The sequence below is a fragment of the Pseudomonas sp. LBUM1643 genome (assembly GCF_059716215.1).
The window spans coordinates 55,959-71,143 of the sequence record NZ_CP166813.1 but is presented as its reverse complement, the minus strand read 5'-3'; the positions used below and the strand labels follow the sequence as shown (position 1 = coordinate 71,143).

Annotated in this window: 15 protein-coding genes; 5 read left to right on the top strand and 10 right to left on the bottom strand. The window is 58.6% G+C overall.

Annotated elements, in window-relative coordinates:
• Window positions 1-93 precede the first annotated feature (93 nt).
• The 3 genes from ACA063_RS00325 to ACA063_RS00315 all read right to left on the bottom strand — a co-directional run bounded on the left by ACA063_RS00325 (window position 94) and on the right by ACA063_RS00315 (window position 2,609).
• A complete protein-coding gene (locus ACA063_RS00325; RefSeq protein WP_497664351.1) occupies window positions 94-864 on the bottom strand; it encodes a MetQ/NlpA family ABC transporter substrate-binding protein in 771 nt (256 codons plus the stop codon).
• Between the two features lie 63 nt (window positions 865-927).
• Window positions 928-1,602, bottom strand: a complete 675-nt coding sequence (locus tag ACA063_RS00320) for a methionine ABC transporter permease (RefSeq protein WP_497664350.1) — start codon at window positions 1,600-1,602, stop codon at window positions 928-930.
• On the bottom strand, window positions 1,602-2,609 hold the full coding sequence (locus ACA063_RS00315; protein WP_497664349.1) for a methionine ABC transporter ATP-binding protein: 1,008 nt from the start codon (window positions 2,607-2,609) through the stop codon (window positions 1,602-1,604). Before ACA063_RS00315 ends, ACA063_RS00320 begins: the two co-directional genes overlap by 1 nt.
• A 261-nt stretch (window positions 2,610-2,870) precedes the next feature.
• On the opposite strand from ACA063_RS00315, the gene katE reads away from it, so the two are divergent.
• Entirely contained in the window at window positions 2,871-5,009 is a 2,139-nt protein-coding gene (gene katE, locus ACA063_RS00310; protein ID WP_497664348.1) for a catalase HPII, read from the top strand.
• A 74-nt stretch (window positions 5,010-5,083) separates the two neighbouring features.
• Here katE and ACA063_RS00305 read toward each other — a convergent pair whose 3' ends face one another.
• From ACA063_RS00305 to zur, 4 genes are read right to left on the bottom strand one after another with little or no spacing between them, the layout of a single operon-like run.
• Entirely contained in the window at window positions 5,084-5,800 is a 717-nt protein-coding gene (locus ACA063_RS00305; protein ID WP_497664347.1) for a PA5502 family lipoprotein, read from the bottom strand.
• A gap of 37 nt (window positions 5,801-5,837) precedes the next feature.
• On the bottom strand, window positions 5,838-6,626 hold the full coding sequence (gene znuB, locus ACA063_RS00300; RefSeq protein WP_162438893.1) for a zinc ABC transporter permease subunit ZnuB: 789 nt from the start codon (window positions 6,624-6,626) through the stop codon (window positions 5,838-5,840).
• On the bottom strand, window positions 6,619-7,404 hold the full coding sequence (znuC, locus tag ACA063_RS00295; RefSeq protein WP_162438892.1) for a zinc ABC transporter ATP-binding protein ZnuC: 786 nt from the start codon (window positions 7,402-7,404) through the stop codon (window positions 6,619-6,621). The genes znuB and znuC overlap by 8 nt, the downstream gene beginning before the upstream one ends.
• On the bottom strand, window positions 7,404-7,886 hold the full coding sequence (gene zur, locus ACA063_RS00290) for a zinc uptake transcriptional repressor Zur (protein WP_162438891.1): 483 nt from the start codon (window positions 7,884-7,886) through the stop codon (window positions 7,404-7,406). Before zur ends, znuC begins: the two co-directional genes overlap by 1 nt.
• Window positions 7,887-7,952: 66 nt before the next feature.
• Between zur and ACA063_RS00285 the strand changes: the two genes are divergently transcribed.
• Entirely contained in the window at window positions 7,953-8,873 is a 921-nt protein-coding gene (locus tag ACA063_RS00285) for a zinc ABC transporter substrate-binding protein (protein WP_497664346.1), read from the top strand.
• A 78-nt stretch (window positions 8,874-8,951) separates the two neighbouring features.
• On the opposite strand, the gene ACA063_RS00280 is transcribed toward ACA063_RS00285, so the two are convergent.
• Complete coding sequence (locus tag ACA063_RS00280; protein WP_497664345.1) at window positions 8,952-9,902, bottom strand: homoserine kinase; 951 nt, start codon at window positions 9,900-9,902, stop codon at window positions 8,952-8,954.
• Window positions 9,903-9,960: 58 nt separating this feature from the next.
• On the bottom strand, window positions 9,961-10,251 hold the full coding sequence (locus tag ACA063_RS00275; protein ID WP_162438888.1) for a DUF2782 domain-containing protein: 291 nt from the start codon (window positions 10,249-10,251) through the stop codon (window positions 9,961-9,963).
• Window positions 10,252-10,325: 74 nt separating this feature from the next.
• Between ACA063_RS00275 and polA the strand changes: the two genes are divergently transcribed.
• Window positions 10,326-13,097 carry a DNA polymerase I gene (gene polA / locus ACA063_RS00270; RefSeq protein ID WP_497664344.1) on the top strand — a complete coding sequence of 924 codons (2,772 nt, stop codon included), beginning with the start codon at window positions 10,326-10,328 and terminating at the stop codon, window positions 13,095-13,097.
• Between the two features lie 300 nt (window positions 13,098-13,397).
• On the opposite strand, the gene yihA is transcribed toward polA, so the two are convergent.
• On the bottom strand, window positions 13,398-14,039 hold the full coding sequence (gene yihA, locus ACA063_RS00265; protein WP_162438886.1) for a ribosome biogenesis GTP-binding protein YihA/YsxC: 642 nt from the start codon (window positions 14,037-14,039) through the stop codon (window positions 13,398-13,400).
• A gap of 191 nt (window positions 14,040-14,230) precedes the next feature.
• On the opposite strand from yihA, the gene ACA063_RS00260 reads away from it, so the two are divergent.
• Window positions 14,231-14,521, top strand: a complete 291-nt coding sequence (locus tag ACA063_RS00260; RefSeq protein ID WP_150702330.1) for a c-type cytochrome — start codon at window positions 14,231-14,233, stop codon at window positions 14,519-14,521.
• Between the two features lie 46 nt (window positions 14,522-14,567).
• Window positions 14,568-15,179 (top strand): c-type cytochrome, encoded by a 612-nt coding sequence (locus ACA063_RS00255; RefSeq protein ID WP_162438885.1) that lies wholly within the window; start codon window positions 14,568-14,570, stop codon window positions 15,177-15,179.
• The last annotated feature ends 6 nt before the right edge of the window (window positions 15,180-15,185 follow it).

The window sequence follows — 15,185 nt, the reverse complement described above, 5'->3', positions numbered from 1 at the left end:
CGCGAGCAGGCTCACTCCCACAGGTGGACTGTATTTCAGGCATAAAAAAATGGGGCGCATTTGATGCGCCCCATTTTTTGTTACAGCCTCAGATCAGAACGCCGGCAGTACTGCGCCTTTGTACTTCTCAAGAATGAAGGCTTTCACTTCTGGAGTGTGCAGGGCAGCAATCAGTTTCTTCATCGCTTCGCTGTCCTTGTCGTCTGGACGAGCGACCAGGATGTTCACGTAAGGCGAGTCGTTGCCTTCGATGACCAGCGCGTCCTTGGATGGATCGAGCTTGGCTTCCAGCGCGTAGTTGGTGTTGATCAGCGCCAGGTCGACCTGAGTCAACACGCGCGGGATGGTCGCGGCTTCCAGTTCGCGGAATTTAAGGTCCTTGGCGTTTTCGGTGATGTCCTTGACGGTCGACAGGATGTTGTTTGATTCCTTCAACTTGATCAGGCCGGCTTTCTGCAGCAGCAACAGGGCGCGACCGCCGTTGGTGGCATCGTTAGGGATGACCACGTTGGCGCCGCCTGGCAGTTCGGCCAGGGTCTTGTACTTGCTGGAGTACGCGCCCAACGGTTCCAGGTGCACACGGGCAACGACGACCAGATCGGTCCCTTTGGCCTTGTTGAACTCATCCAGATACGGCTGGTGCTGGAAGAAGTTGGCGTCCAGGCGCTTTTCGGCGACCTGTACGTTCGGCTGAATGTAGTCAGTGAAGACTTTAACCTTCAGGTCCACGCCTTCTTTGGCCAGGGCCGGTTTAACGAATTCGAGGATTTCTGCGTGCGGGACCGGGGTGGCCGCGACAGTCAGGGTTTCAGCCTGAGCAGAGAACGCAGCAACGGCTGCGAACGCGACGAGTAGTTTTTTCATTCAGCTAACTCCATGTGAGACGCCTGTCTTCGGCGCCTGCCAGCGAATGGCCGGCTCATTTGTTTATTTTCTGGAAAAATGGACAACCAGTTTGTCGCCAACGGTTTGCAGCACCTGCACCAGCACCAGTAGCAGCACCACAGTCACAACCATCACATCAGTCTGGAAACGCTGGTAACCGAAGCGGATCGCCAGGTCGCCCAGGCCGCCAGCGCCCACCACACCGGCCATTGCCGTGTAGGACACCAGTGTAATCGCTGTCACCGTAATCGCTGCGAAGATGCCCGGTCGGGCTTCCGGCAACAAGGCATTGGTGATGATCTGCCGGGTCGAAGCGCCCATGGCCTGGGTCGCTTCGATGATGCCGCGATCGACTTCACGCAGCGCAGTTTCTACCAGTCGAGCGAAGAACGGCGTGGCGCCCACCACCAGTGGCGGAATCGCACCAGCAACCCCGAGGGACGTGCCGGTGATCAACACGGTGAACGGAATCATCACGATCAGCAGGATGATGAATGGCAGCGAGCGGAGAATGTTCACCACCAGCGACAGCATCGCGTAGACGCCCTTGGCTTCCAGCAACTGACGCGGGCTGCACAGGAACAACAGCACACCCAGCGGCAAGCCCAGCAACACGGTGAACAACAGCGAGCCGCCGAGCATCAACAGTGTGTCACCGGTGGCGAGCCAGATTTCGAACCAGTCGATGTTGGAGAAGAACGATGTGAGAGCTTCCATTAGCGCAGCACCTCCATGTGGACGTCAGCCGCGGTGAAGCGGGCAAAGGCCGCCTCCATGTCGCCGCCGGTGACTGCCAGTGTGAGTTGCCCGTAGGGGACGTCTTTGATGCGGTCGATTCGACCGGCCAGGATGCTGTAGTCCACACCCGTTTCGCGAGCAACGGTACCGAGTAACGGCGCGTAGGTCGCTTCGCCCTGGAACGTCAGACGCACGATACGGCCAGGCACGTGAGCAAAGTCATCACGCTGCTCACTTTCGTCAATCTGCTCGCTTTCTTGCACGAAACGCTTGGTGGTCGGGTGCTTCGGATGCAGGAACACATCGGCCACCGACCCCTGCTCAACGATCACGCCTGCGTCCATCACTCCAACCTGGTCACAGACCCGGCGGATCACATCCATCTCGTGGGTGATCAAAACGATGGTCAGTTTCAGCTCGCGATTGATTTCGGCCAGCAATTGCAGGACCGAAGCAGTGGTTTGTGGGTCCAGAGCACTGGTGGCTTCGTCGCACAGCAGGATTTTTGGCTTGGTTGCCAGGGCGCGAGCGATACCGACGCGCTGCTTCTGGCCACCTGACAATTGCGCCGGGTATTTTCTGGCGTGGTCAGACAGGCCCACCCGCGCCAGCAATTCGGCCACACGCTGATCAATCTCACTGCGCGACAGTTCGCCGGCAAGGGTCAGCGGCAACGCGACGTTGTCGGCCACGGTCTTGGATGCAAGCAAGTTGAAGTGCTGGAAGATCATTCCGACCTGTTGGCGAAAGCGCCGCAGGCTGTTGGCGTCGAGCGCCGTGACCTCTTCGCCATCGACAAAGATCTTGCCGCCGCTGGAGTTTTCCAGGCGATTGATCAGACGCAGCAGGGTACTTTTTCCCGCGCCGGAATGGCCGATCAATCCGTATACCTGACCGTTTTCAATCGTCAGATTAGTCGGGTGCAGGGCGGGAATATCCTTACCGGCGACGCGGTAGGTTTTGTGGACGTTTTGAAACTCGATCACGTAGCGAACCTTGTGGGGCGCGTTAGAAATGGATCAGCGGTTAGCTGGGCGCGCATTTTAGCCTGTCCGTATAGAGGTTCTTAGCATTTATTTCGCAATCAACCTGTCATTTCGCAATAACGCGATCAAAGGTCAGAAAAAAGGAACGGCTCAAGCCCTCATCAGTCACTAATTAAGCAACTCGATAACCCCAGGTGCCGTGCCTGGAAGATCGCTCACAAGTCCGGCTAGGACGAGATCGCAACGAGGAGTTTACGACTGATGAGTACCAAGAAGCCTGCCACACCCAACAGCGACCTGGCCGGGACCGACACCCTGGACCGAGGCAACACCAGCACCAAGCTCGAAAGCCTGGAAACATTTCGCTCGGACGCTACGGGCCAGGCCCTGCGCACCAACCAGGGCGTAAAGATTTCGGACAACCAGAACACGTTGAAGGTTGGCGCCCGCGGGCCTTCGTTGCTTGAAGATTTCATTATGCGTGAAAAAATCACGCACTTTGACCATGAGCGTATCCCGGAGCGCATCGTGCATGCCCGCGGTACCGGCGCTCACGGTTACTTCCAGACGTATGAAAACCACGCGGCGCTGACCAAAGCCGGTTTCCTACAGGATCCGGGCAAGAAAACGCCGGTCTTCACGCGCTTTTCCACCGTGCAAGGCCCTCGCGGGTCAGGCGATACCGTGCGAGATGTACGAGGTTTCGCCGTGAAATTTTTCACCGAAGAAGGCAACTTCGACCTGGTGGGTAACAACATGCCGGTCTTCTTCATTCAGGACGCGATCAAGTTTCCTGACTTCGTCCATGCGGTCAAACCGGAACCGCACAACGAAATCCCAACTGGCGGTTCGGCCCACGACACCTTCTGGGATTTTGTTTCCCTGGTTCCGGAATCGGCCCACATGGTGATCTGGACCATGTCCGACCGGGCCATTCCGAAGAGCCTGCGCAGCATGCAGGGGTTCGGTGTCCACACCTTCCGGCTGGTTAACGCCGAGGGTAAATCACGCTTCGTCAAATTCCACTGGCGCCCAACTGCTGGCACTTGCTCGCTAGTGTGGGATGAGGCGCAGAAGCTCGCAGGCAAAGATACCGACTTCCACCGTCGCGACCTCTGGGAGTCGATCGAGATGGGCGACTACCCGGAATGGGAGCTCGGCGTACAGATCGTTGAGGAAGAGAACGAACATTCCTTCGACTTCGACATTCTCGACCCGACCAAAATCATTCCCGAAGAAATCGTCCCAATCACGCCGCTGGGCAAGATGGTTCTGAACCGCAATCCGGACAACTTCTTCGCCGAAACCGAGCAGGTCGCGTTTTGCCCTGGCCATATCGTGCCGGGCATCGACTTCTCCAATGACCCATTGCTGCAAGGTCGCCTGTTTTCCTACACCGATACGCAAATCAGCCGGCTGGGTGGACCGAATTTTCACGAGATTCCTATCAATCGTCCGGTGGCGCCATTTCATAACGGCCAACGCGATGCGATGCACCGCACCACGATCGACAAGGGACGCGCGTCTTACGAGCCAAATTCCATCGACGGCGGCTGGCCAAAAGAAACGCCACCTGCGGCACAGGATGGTGGTTTCGAGACTTATCCGGAACGCATCGACGCGAACAAGATTCGCCAACGCAGCGAGTCGTTCAGCGATCACTTCTCCCAAGCCCGCTTGTTCTTCCACAGCATGAGCAAGCACGAGCAGGAGCACATCATTGCCGCGTACAGCTTCGAGCTGGGCAAAGTTGAGCGCGAGTTCATTCGTGCACGTCAAGTGAACGAAATTCTTGCCAACATCGATCTGGAACTGGCCAAGCGCGTGGCCGAGAATCTTGGTTTGCCTGCGCCGAAAGCCGGTACGGTGGAGGTTCCAAAAACGTCGCTGGATCGCTCGCCCGCCTTGAGTCAGGCCAACCTGCTGCCAGGAAACATCAAAACCCGCAAAGTGGCGATTCTGGCGGCGAACGGCGTGGATGGCGCGGCAATTGACGCGCTGAAGAAAGCCCTGATGGCTGAAGGTGCTCACGCCAAGCTGCTGGGGCCGACGTCAGCGCCGGTTACAACCGCCGATGGCAAGTCGCTGCCCGTGGACGCGTCGATGGAAGGATTGCCGTCAGTGGCATTCGATGCGGTATTTGTGCCGGGCGGCGCGGCGTCGATCAAGGCGTTGAGCACGGATGGCGTTGCACTGCATTACGTGCTGGAGGCCTACAAGCACCTGAAGGCGATCGCGCTGCACGGCGAGGCCAAGCAGTTGCTGGATGTGCTGAAACTGGAGGCTGATGCGGGATTGATCGTAGGGGCAGATGCGAAGTTGTTCAAACCGTTTATTGCGGCGATTGGGCAGCATCGGGTCTGGGATCGGGAGCCTAAGGCGAAAGCGGTTCCGGCTTAAGGCTTTATCGATCGTTGAAACGCCTTCGCGGGCAAGACTTGATCCTGTAGGAGCAAGGCTTGCCCGCGATGCTTTCAGGGCTTACGCGGACTCAACACCATCTGCGCCGGAATGTTTCGCAAAATCTGCTTCTGCAGGTTCAGATCAAAATCCGCATCCAGTTTCTTCACTCGCTTGGTCAGCAATGTCGCCAGCCACGGATAGTCCTGGGTGCGCGGCGCCTGAATGCTCACAGCACATTCATAATTCACCACATCGGCGGCGATAGCGTCCAACTGTCGACGAAGTTTCGTCATATCCGTGAGATTCAACGCGATCGTCGTGCTCTCGGCGGTTGGGTCAATGACCTTGGCTCGTGGCCTGGCTTCGGCAGCCATGAGGGCAGCTTCAGCCTTATCCAGCTCGGCCTTACGCGCATTAACAATAGCGTTGTTGACCCCACCGGTCAGTGCCGGCGCCTTGGGCATGAGCAATCGGGCGCGGCTGAGGGCTGTAGCGGCGGCGTTTACATCGCCTTTCTGCAGCACGATCTGGCTACGGCGCAGATATGCTTCGGCCAGTTGCCGCTGATATTGCTCAAGGGATGGATCATCTGGCGATTGCGCCTGCAAGGTTGCCAATTGATCTTCGGCAGTGGCCAGCTCGCTGCTGGCGAGGCTTTGCTCCAGCTGTGCGATGGCCGTAGCCCGCGCGTCAGTGGCCTGGGTGGCCGCCGGGGGCGTGCTTTGGCAGGCGCCCAGCAGCAAGGAAAATGCGGCAAGGAGCAGATAACGGGAGGTGAACAGCTTCATTCCTGCGACTCTCTATTTGCGCAAAAAACGAGCAAGTCTACACCCCTCGACGGGGCAGGACAAAACTCAGCAGAAACAGGGCGGCCGCCGTTACCACAATCGATGGACCCGCCGGCGTGTCCTTGAACCAGGACAATGCCAATCCGCCACACACTGCGAGCATGCCCAGCAGGCTCGCGCCCAGTGCCATCTGCTCCGGCGACCGGGCGTGACGCTGTGCCGCAGCAGCCGGGATGATCAACAACGAAGTGATCAGCAATACACCGACGATTTTCATCGCAACGGCAATCACCACGGCGATCAACAACATCAAGGTCAGCCGCAACGACGCAACCGGCAATCCCTCAACCCTGGCCAGTTCCTCATGCACCGTGATTGCCAGCAAGGGTCGCCACAACGTCACGAGCAGGGCCAGAACCGCCGCGCTGCCGCCCAGTATCCAGGCCAGATCGGTTGGACTGATGGCGAGCAAATCGCCGAACAGATAGGCCATCAGGTCGATCCGCACTTCATGCATGAAGCTTAGTACTACAAGGCCGAGCGAGAGGGTGCTTGGCGCGAGAATACCCAACAGCGTGTCGGACGCCAGCGGCTGACGCTGTTGCAGCGTTACCAGCAACACCGCCAGCAGCAGGCAGCCTACGGTCACCGCGACGGTCGGGCTGACATCCAGCAGAAAACCCAAGGCCACGCCGAGCAGCGCGGCATGGGAAAGGGTGTCGCCGAAGTAGGCCATGCGGCGCCAGACCACAAATGAACCCAGCGGGCCCGCAACCAGTGCCAGGGCCAAACCTGCAAGCAGGGCGTAGAGCAGAAAATCAGCCATGCTTGCAGCTATCTCCGTGAACATGGGTGTGGGCCGAAGGGGCCGCGCTAACCACTGAGCCATGCAGATCATGAGCATGGTCGTGATGGTGGTGATAGATCGCCAGACTTTGTGCGTTCTTGCCAAAAAGTTCGACGAACGCCGGATCGCCGCTGACCTGTTCGGGATGCCCGGAGCAGCAGACATGGCGGTTCAGGCAGACGACCTGATCGGTTGTGCTCATCACCAGGTGCAGGTCGTGGGAAACCATCAATACCCCACAGCCATGTCGGTCGCGCAGCCGCGTGATCAGGCTATAGAGCTCGGCCTGCCCCGCTACGTCCACGCCTTGCACAGGCTCATCGAGCACCAGCAGCTCCGGCTCGCGCAACAGTGCACGCGCCAGCAGCACGCGCTGCATCTCCCCCCCGGATACGCTTTGCACAGGGCTGTCGATGACCTGCTCGGCACCCACTTCCTTGAGCGCCGCCAACGCGCGGGCGCGGTCGACGCCTGGCACCAGGCGCAAGAAGCGCAGCACGGAGAGCGGGAGCGTGGGATCGACATGAAGTTTTTGCGGCATGTATCCAACCCGCAGTTTCGGCTTGCGCCAAACACTGCCGCTGTCCGGTTTCAACAGGCCCAATACTGCCCGGACCAACGTGGTCTTGCCCGCACCGTTGGGGCCGATCAGGGTGACAATCTGACCAGGCTCGACGCTCAACTCGATGTTATCGAGCACGTTTTGCCCGGCGAAGGTGACGGCGACCTGCTCAAGTCGGATCAACGCGTTGCTCATCAAGCCCCCTGGCAGCCCGAACACAGGCCGACCACTTCAACAGTCTGGCCTTCGACCACAAACCCGACATCCTTGGCGCTGCCAATGATGGCGTCGCTGATGGTTTTTTGTTCAAGCTCGATGGCGGCGTGGCACTCGCGGCAAATCAGGAACTGTCCCTGATGCGCATGTTCCGGGTGATTGCAGCCAACGAAGGCGTTTAGCGAGGAGATGCGGTGTACGAAACCGTTCTCCAGCAGGAAATCCAGCGCGCGATACACCGTCGGCGGTGCAGCGCGGCGACCGTCCTGCTCACTCAATACCGCAAGAATGTCGTAGGCACCCAGCGGTTTGTGACTCTGCCACACCAATTCGAGCACGCGGCGCCGCAGGGCAGTCAGGCGCAGGCCTTGACGCGCGCAAAGAGCATCGGCCTCAGACAGAGCGTTATGCACGCAATGAGAGTGGTCGTGGGGACGGCTGGCAATCGGTGTTTTAGGCATGAGCGGCGACGATTTTTGTGAGAGACGTTATTATGTTACCCGTTCTCGCCTCTTCGAGTGGTCATTGTGTCCCGACTTTTTTCTATTTGTGTCGCAGTTCTCGCCAGTTTTTCACTGGCAGGTTTCGCCCATGCCGAGGTCAAGGTGCTGACCAGCATCAAGCCACTGCAGCTGATCGCAGCGGCTGTCCAGGACGGTGTGGCGATCCCGGAAGTGCTGCTGCCGCCCGGTGCTTCGCCGCATAATTATGCTTTGCGCCCATCCGACGTACGGAAGGTGCAGTCGGTGGATCTGGTTTACTGGATCGGTCCGGACATGGAAGGTTTCCTGCCCCGGGTCCTGAAAGGTCGGACGCTGCCGAGCGTCGCCGTGCAGGATTTGCCTGACCTGAAGCTTCGCCATTTTGCCGAAGACAGTCAGTCGCACACCGAAGAGCCGGACGAGCACGACCACGATCACCGCCCAGGCACCCTGGACGCGCATTTGTGGTTATCGCCAGTGAATGCTCGTGTGATCGCTACGAAAATGGCTGCTGACCTGAGTGCTGCCGACCCCGCTAACGCTGCGCGCTATCAGAGCAACCTCAAGGCCTTCGATGAACGTCTTGATGCGCTGGACTTGCGCCTGAAGTCGCGCCTTGCCGGCATTGTGGGCAAGCCGTACTTCGTGTTCCACGAAGCATTCGACTACTTCGAAGAAGCCTACGGCCTCAAGCACACCGGCGTGTTCAGCGTCGCGGCCGAAGTCCAGCCAGGTGCCCAGCACGTCGCGGCCATGCGCACGCGTTTGCAGGAAGTTGGCAAGACGTGTGTATTCAGCGAACCACCGCTGCGTCCGCGCCTGGCAGAAACCCTGGTGGCCGGCCTACCGGTGAAGTTGGCTGAGCTCGACGCCCTGGGCGGCTACACGCCGGCGACTGCTCAAGGGTATGAACAGGTACTGGAGAAGTTGGGGAATGACCTGGCGGGGTGCCTGGAGTCGTTGTAACCCCGAAAAGATCGCAGCCTGCGGCAGCTCCTACACCGATCTCTGTAGGAGCTGCCGCAGGCTGCGATCTCTTGATTTTTAAAGGGCAAACGGCAACGGTGTGCTGACCTTCTGCCGCTGCGCCAATCGGCGCTGAAACTCCATCGGATCGTGAATCAACACGTCCTGCCCGGCAAACGATTCAGCGGCAATCAACCTCGATAACCAGAACCGCACGCACGCCACCCGCAGCATCGTCGGCCACAACTCGGCCTCTGCCGCCGTGAACGGTCGCAACGCCGCGTAAGCACCCAGCAGCGCCCGCGCCCGAGGCCCGTCGATCAGACCTTCGTCGTCCGAACACCAATCGTTCAAGGCAATCGCCACGTCGTAGAGCATCGGACCGGAGCAGGCGTTGTAGAAGTCGATCAACCCGGTCAGGTGCGTACCTTCGAACATCGCGTTATCACGGAACAGATCCGCATGGATGTTGGCTCGCGGCAGCGCCAGGATTTTCGCTTTCTGCTCGCTGATTTCGTCCAGCGCCCGCTTCAGCAAATCGCTTTGCCCGGCGTCTAGATGAGAAAGCAGCCGGGTGCCCTCTTCCAGCATCCAGTCCAGACCACGATCGGTCTTGCGCTTGATCATGTTGGCCTGAGTGGCCAGGTGCAGATGGCCGAGCAAGTCGCCAACCTGAGCGCAATGTTGCGCGTTGGCGTCCTTGATGTGTTTGCCCGCCAGGCGCGGCTGCAACAATGCAGGTTTGCCCGCCAGTTCGCGCAAGGCAACGCCATCGGTGGTTCGCAGCGCGTAGGGCACCGGCAGGTCGGCATCATGCAGCACGTCGAGCAACTCGATGAAGAACGGCATCTCCTGCACCGGACCGCGCTCAACCAGGGTCAGGACGAATTCGCCCTGCTCCAGGCTGATAAAGAAATTGGTGTTTTCGCTACCGGCGGCAATCCCCTGGAAATCAAGCAGGCGGCCAAGCCCGTATGGGGCGAGAAAGGTTTCCAGCTCAGGCCGAGCCAGGGGGGTGAACACAGACATGTTTAAACTGCCAGTACGGGCGCCGCAGAATGAGCCAGCGCCGATTGAAATTAAGAAACTACTTCCACTCGAAGATCTTCCACGACGGAATCAGCATATCCGGCTGATCCGAGCGGATGAAGTTTGCATCGGTCCCGTCCGCGCGCACCAGAAAGTAAGGCGGCGCGCCCTTCGGCGTAACCTTGATCGCATACAGGAAACCGTTTTGGCGGTACTCCTGGATGGTTTTATCGCCTTCCGTGCGGATGGTGACTTCCGGCTCCGGCGAGGGTGCATCGTCCGCCGCCATGACGGCCAATGGAGTGATTGCAAACAAGCCAGCCAGCAACAGGCGATTTAGTGTACGCATGATAACCTTGTCCCTTTGTCGTCAACGGTCCCGCTATTCTAGCGCCGGACCCGCCGAAAAGGTTGATCCTGCTCATGAGCCAAGCCCCCCTCGTCCTGGTGGACGGTTCTTCTTACCTGTACCGCGCCTTCCACGCCCTGCCACCGCTCACCACGTCCAAAGGACTGCCGACCGGTGCCGTCAAAGGCGTGTTGAACATGCTCAAGAGTCTGCGCAAGCAGTACCCGGACAGTCCGTTCGCCGTGGTGTTCGACGCCAAGGGTGGGACTTTTCGCGATGACATGTACGCCGAATACAAGGCGAACCGCCCAAGCATGCCCGATGACATGCGCGTTCAAATCGAGCCACTGCACCAGAGCGTAATCGCCCTGGGCTTCCCGCTCCTGTGCGTCGATGGTGTAGAGGCCGATGACGTGATCGGCACATTGGCCCGCAGCAGCGCCGCGGCCGACCGCCCGGTGATCATCTCCACCGGCGACAAGGACATGGCGCAACTGGTCGACGGCCACATTACCTTGGTCAATACCATGACCGGTAGCGCGATGGATGTAGAGGGCGTGAAGGAGAAATTCGGCGTCGCTCCCGAACAAATCATTGATTATCTGGCGTTGATGGGCGACTCGTCCGACAACATTCCGGGCGTTCCAGGCATCGGCCCGAAGACCGCGTCCGGGCTGCTGGTCGGCGTGAATGGCGGCCTGACCGAGCTGTACGCGAACCTCGACATCGTTCCAACCTTGCCGATTCGCGGCGCCAAGACCCTGCCGGCCAAGCTGGAAGAGCACAAGGAGATGGCGTTTCTCTCCTATCAACTGGCAACGATCAAGATCGACGTGCCACTGGACGTCGAACTCGACGACCTGCAGATGGGCAAACCGGATCACGACAAACTCGCCGAGCTGTACACGCTGCTCGAGTTCAAAAGCTGGTTCGACGAAAATCAGCGCGATGCCAAGCGCTCCGGCCAGGAAGTCGTGGCGCCGGTCGCCGAAGAACCTACCGTCGATGCCGAACTCAAGTACACCACCATCCTCACCCAGGCCGATTTCGACCTGTGGTTGAAGAAACTCAACGACGCCAAACTGATTGCCTTCGACACGGAAACCACCGGCATCGATGCGCAGCAGGCGCAACTGGTAGGCCTGTCGTTTGCCGTACAAGCCAACGAAGCCGCCTACATTCCGCTGACCCACTCCTACATGGGCGTGCCGGACCAGCTGGATCGCGACACCGTGCTGCGCGCACTGAAGCCGATCCTGGAAGACCCGAACAAACTCAAAGTCGGTCAGCACGCCAAGTTCGATATGAACATCCTGGCGAACTGCGCAATTGGCGGTGACCAAAGCTGCGGGATCACGATGCAAGGCATCGCGTTCGACACCATGCTGGAGTCCTATGTGCTGGACTCCACCGCCACCCGTCACGATATGGACAGCCTGGCGCTCAAGTACCTGAATCACACGACCACCAGCTTCCAGGACATCGCCGGCAAGGGTGCCAAGCAGCTGACGTTTGATCAGATCTCACTCGAACTGGCCGGGCCTTACGCCGCCGAAGACGCTGACATGACCTTGCGTCTGCATCAAACGCTGCAGGAAAAGCTCAATGCCATTCCGAGCCTGAGCAAGGTTCTGAGCGAAATTGAAATGCCCCTGGTACCGGTTCTCGCGCGCATTGAACGTCAAGGCGCGCTGGTCGATGCCAACCTGCTGGGTATTCAAAGCGTGGAGCTGGGCGAAAAAATGGTTGCCCTCGAACGCGAGGCGTTTGCCATCGCGGGGGAAGAGTTCAACCTGGGTTCGCCGAAGCAGTTGGGTGTGATCCTGTATGAAAAATTAGGTCTGCCGATTCTGAGTAAAACTGCCAAGGGCCAGGCTTCGACTGCCGAAGCCGTGCTGGCTGAACTGGCCGAGCAGGATTATCCGCTGCCTAAAGTGCTGATGCAGTATCGCTCGATGAGCAAGCTGAAAAGCACCTACACCGATCGCCTGCCAGAGCAGATCAACCCGCGCACCGGCCGGATTCATACCTCTTATCATCAAGCCGTTGCGGCAACCGGGCGCTTGTCCTCCAGCGATCCAAACCTGCAAAACATCCCGATTCGTACCGCTGAAGGCCGTCGGATTCGTCAGGCATTCGTCGCGCCGAAGGGCTACAAGCTGCTGGCAGCTGACTACTCGCAAATCGAATTGCGCATCATGGCCCACCTGGCCAAGGACGAAGGATTACTGCACGCCTTCCGCAATGATCTGGACGTGCACAAAGCCACCGCTGCTGAAGTCTTCGGCGTGGAACTGGCGGACGTCACCACGGACCAGCGTCGCAGCGCCAAGGCGATCAACTTCGGTTTGATCTACGGTATGAGCGCGTTTGGCCTGGCCAAACAGATTGGTGTGGATCGCAAGCAGTCCCAGGCTTACATCGACCGTTACTTCACCCGCTATCCAGGTGTACTGGAGTACATGGAGCGCACCCGCGCCCAGGCAGCCGAGCAGGGTTTCGTTGAAACGATCTTCGGCCGTCGCCTGTACCTGCCGGAAATCAACGCGAAGAACCCGGCCCTGCGCAAAGGCGCTGAACGCACGGCCATTAACGCTCCGATGCAAGGCACTGCCGCGGACATCATCAAGAAAGCCATGGTGGCGGTGGATAACTGGCTGACGACGTCTGGCCTGGACGCCAAAGTCATCCTGCAGGTGCACGATGAATTGGTGCTCGAGGTGCGTGAAGATCTGGTGGATCAGGTTCGTGAGGACATTCGCACGCACATGAGTGATGCCGCGAAACTGGACGTGCCGCTGCTGGTCGAAGTAGGGGTAGGCAATAACTGGGATGAGGCTCACTGAGCCGTCTAATTGGCTTTTTCTGCTGCGGCATAGTGCCGCGGCAGAAAACGGCGAAGGGCCATTAGTTCGCAAAATGCTCAGCGTTATTCCAAAGCCATTTGAAAAAATTCTGAACTAATCCTGTGAATCGTCACTCAGAGTTACTGAATGGCTGGTGAAGCCCTTCGATGCTCCTATGTTGTGTTAAGTGTTGGCAGATATCTGGACCCCGCCCTAGCGGTCCGGAGCTTGAACCCCGGAACTTCCCCCTCCCCATAAGAAGTCCGGGGTTTTTTTTGCCCGCGATTTGTCCAAAGGCGCTTACTCAGCGAGTTCGGCACCCTTGTCTGCCAGCTCCATCCAGCCCGCCAATACAGTGTAGGCGTCTTCCAGCCCCAAGCGTTTTGGGGCGGAAAACAGTTGAATGCTGATTGCATCGCCCCAGCCTTTACGGATGTCCGACTGGACTTTAAGCAGGACGTTTTTCGCCGCGCCGTAAGTCAGTTTGTCCGCCTTGGTCAGCAAAATATGCATCGGCATGCCGCTGGCAACGGCCCAATCCAGCATCAGCAGGTCGAAATCGGTCATTGGATGACGGATGTCCATCATCAAAATCAAACCCTTCAAACTCTCGCGACCACCCAGGTAGGCTTCCAGGTGACGCTGCCAGTGAAGCTTCAACGGAATAGGTACTTTCGCGTAACCGTAGCCTGGCAGGTCGACCAGACGGCGATCATCGTCTAGCTTGAAGAAGTTCAAGAGCTGCGTACGACCCGGGGTTTTCGAGGTTCGTGCCAGGCTGGCGTGCGTCAGGGTGTTCAGGGCGCTGGATTTACCGGCGTTGGAACGCCCGGCAAAAGCGACTTCGAAGCCTTCGTCGTCGGGACATTGGTCGACTTTGGCGGCGCTGAGCATGAAGGTGGACTGTTGGCACAGACCGAGGATGGGATTCTTGAGTTGCATGGGATTTCCGATGTGGGCGGCGCCGGGAATGGACGCGGCGAGCAGTGTCGTTTCCGTTTCAGTGACGCCAGTATATAATGCCGCAGATTTTGTGTGCGCTTTGTCCCAGCGTAGGATGAAGTTCACGAGAGCGATAGACCTCGATTGCGCATTAGAACGCAGCACGCTCTCAACCCTGAAAAGGTCGTTTTATGACGAAATGGCTGCTAGCTGCCGGTGTCTTGATACCGCTTTACAGCGCTCAGGCTACACAGGATCCGGAAGCTGTGTACAACCGTGTTTGTGGTGCCTGTCATTCCGGCCAACTACCCATGGCGCCCAGAAAGGGCGATCAGGAAGCTTGGACGCCGAGGTTGGCGAAAGGTATGGAGACGCTGGTGCAACACGTGACCCAGGGTTTCAAGGCGATGCCGCCGCGTGGTTTGTGCATGGACTGCAGTGCCGAGGATTACCAGGCCATCATCCACTGGATGAGCGAGTGATCCCGGTCCATAACTCTTTAACCCTTAGCCGTAGTTGGATTAGCTGATGAACAAATTGATCGTGAGTCTGCTGTTGACCGTGGGGATCTCCGGCATTGCCCATGCTGCAGGTGATGCAACTGCTGGTCAGGCGAAAGCCGCAGTATGTGGCGCCTGTCATGGCCCGGATGGCAACAGCATGGCGCCTAACTTTCCGAAACTGGCAGGTCAGGGCGAGCGTTATCTGAACAAGCAGCTGCACGACATCAAGTCCGGCAAACGCCAGGTACTTGAAATGACCGGCCTGCTGACCAACCTGAGCGATCAGGACCTGGCCGATATCGCCGCCTACTTCGCCACCCAGAAAGGCAGCGTTGGCGCCGCCGACCCGAAAGTCGTGGCTCGCGGTGAAGCGTTGTTCCGTGGTGGTGACCTGGCCAAAGGCCTGCCAGCCTGCACCGGCTGCCACTCGCCTAATGGCGCAGGTAACGCAGCTGCAGGCTTCCCGCATCTGGGCGGCCAGCATGCTCAATACGTTGCCAAGCAACTGACTGACTTCCGCAAGGAAGAAGGTGGACGCACCAACGACGGCGACACCAAAACCATGCAGACCATTGCTAAACGACTGAGCGACGAAGACATCGCGGCAGTCTCCAGCTATATCCAGGGTCTGCACTGAGGCCTG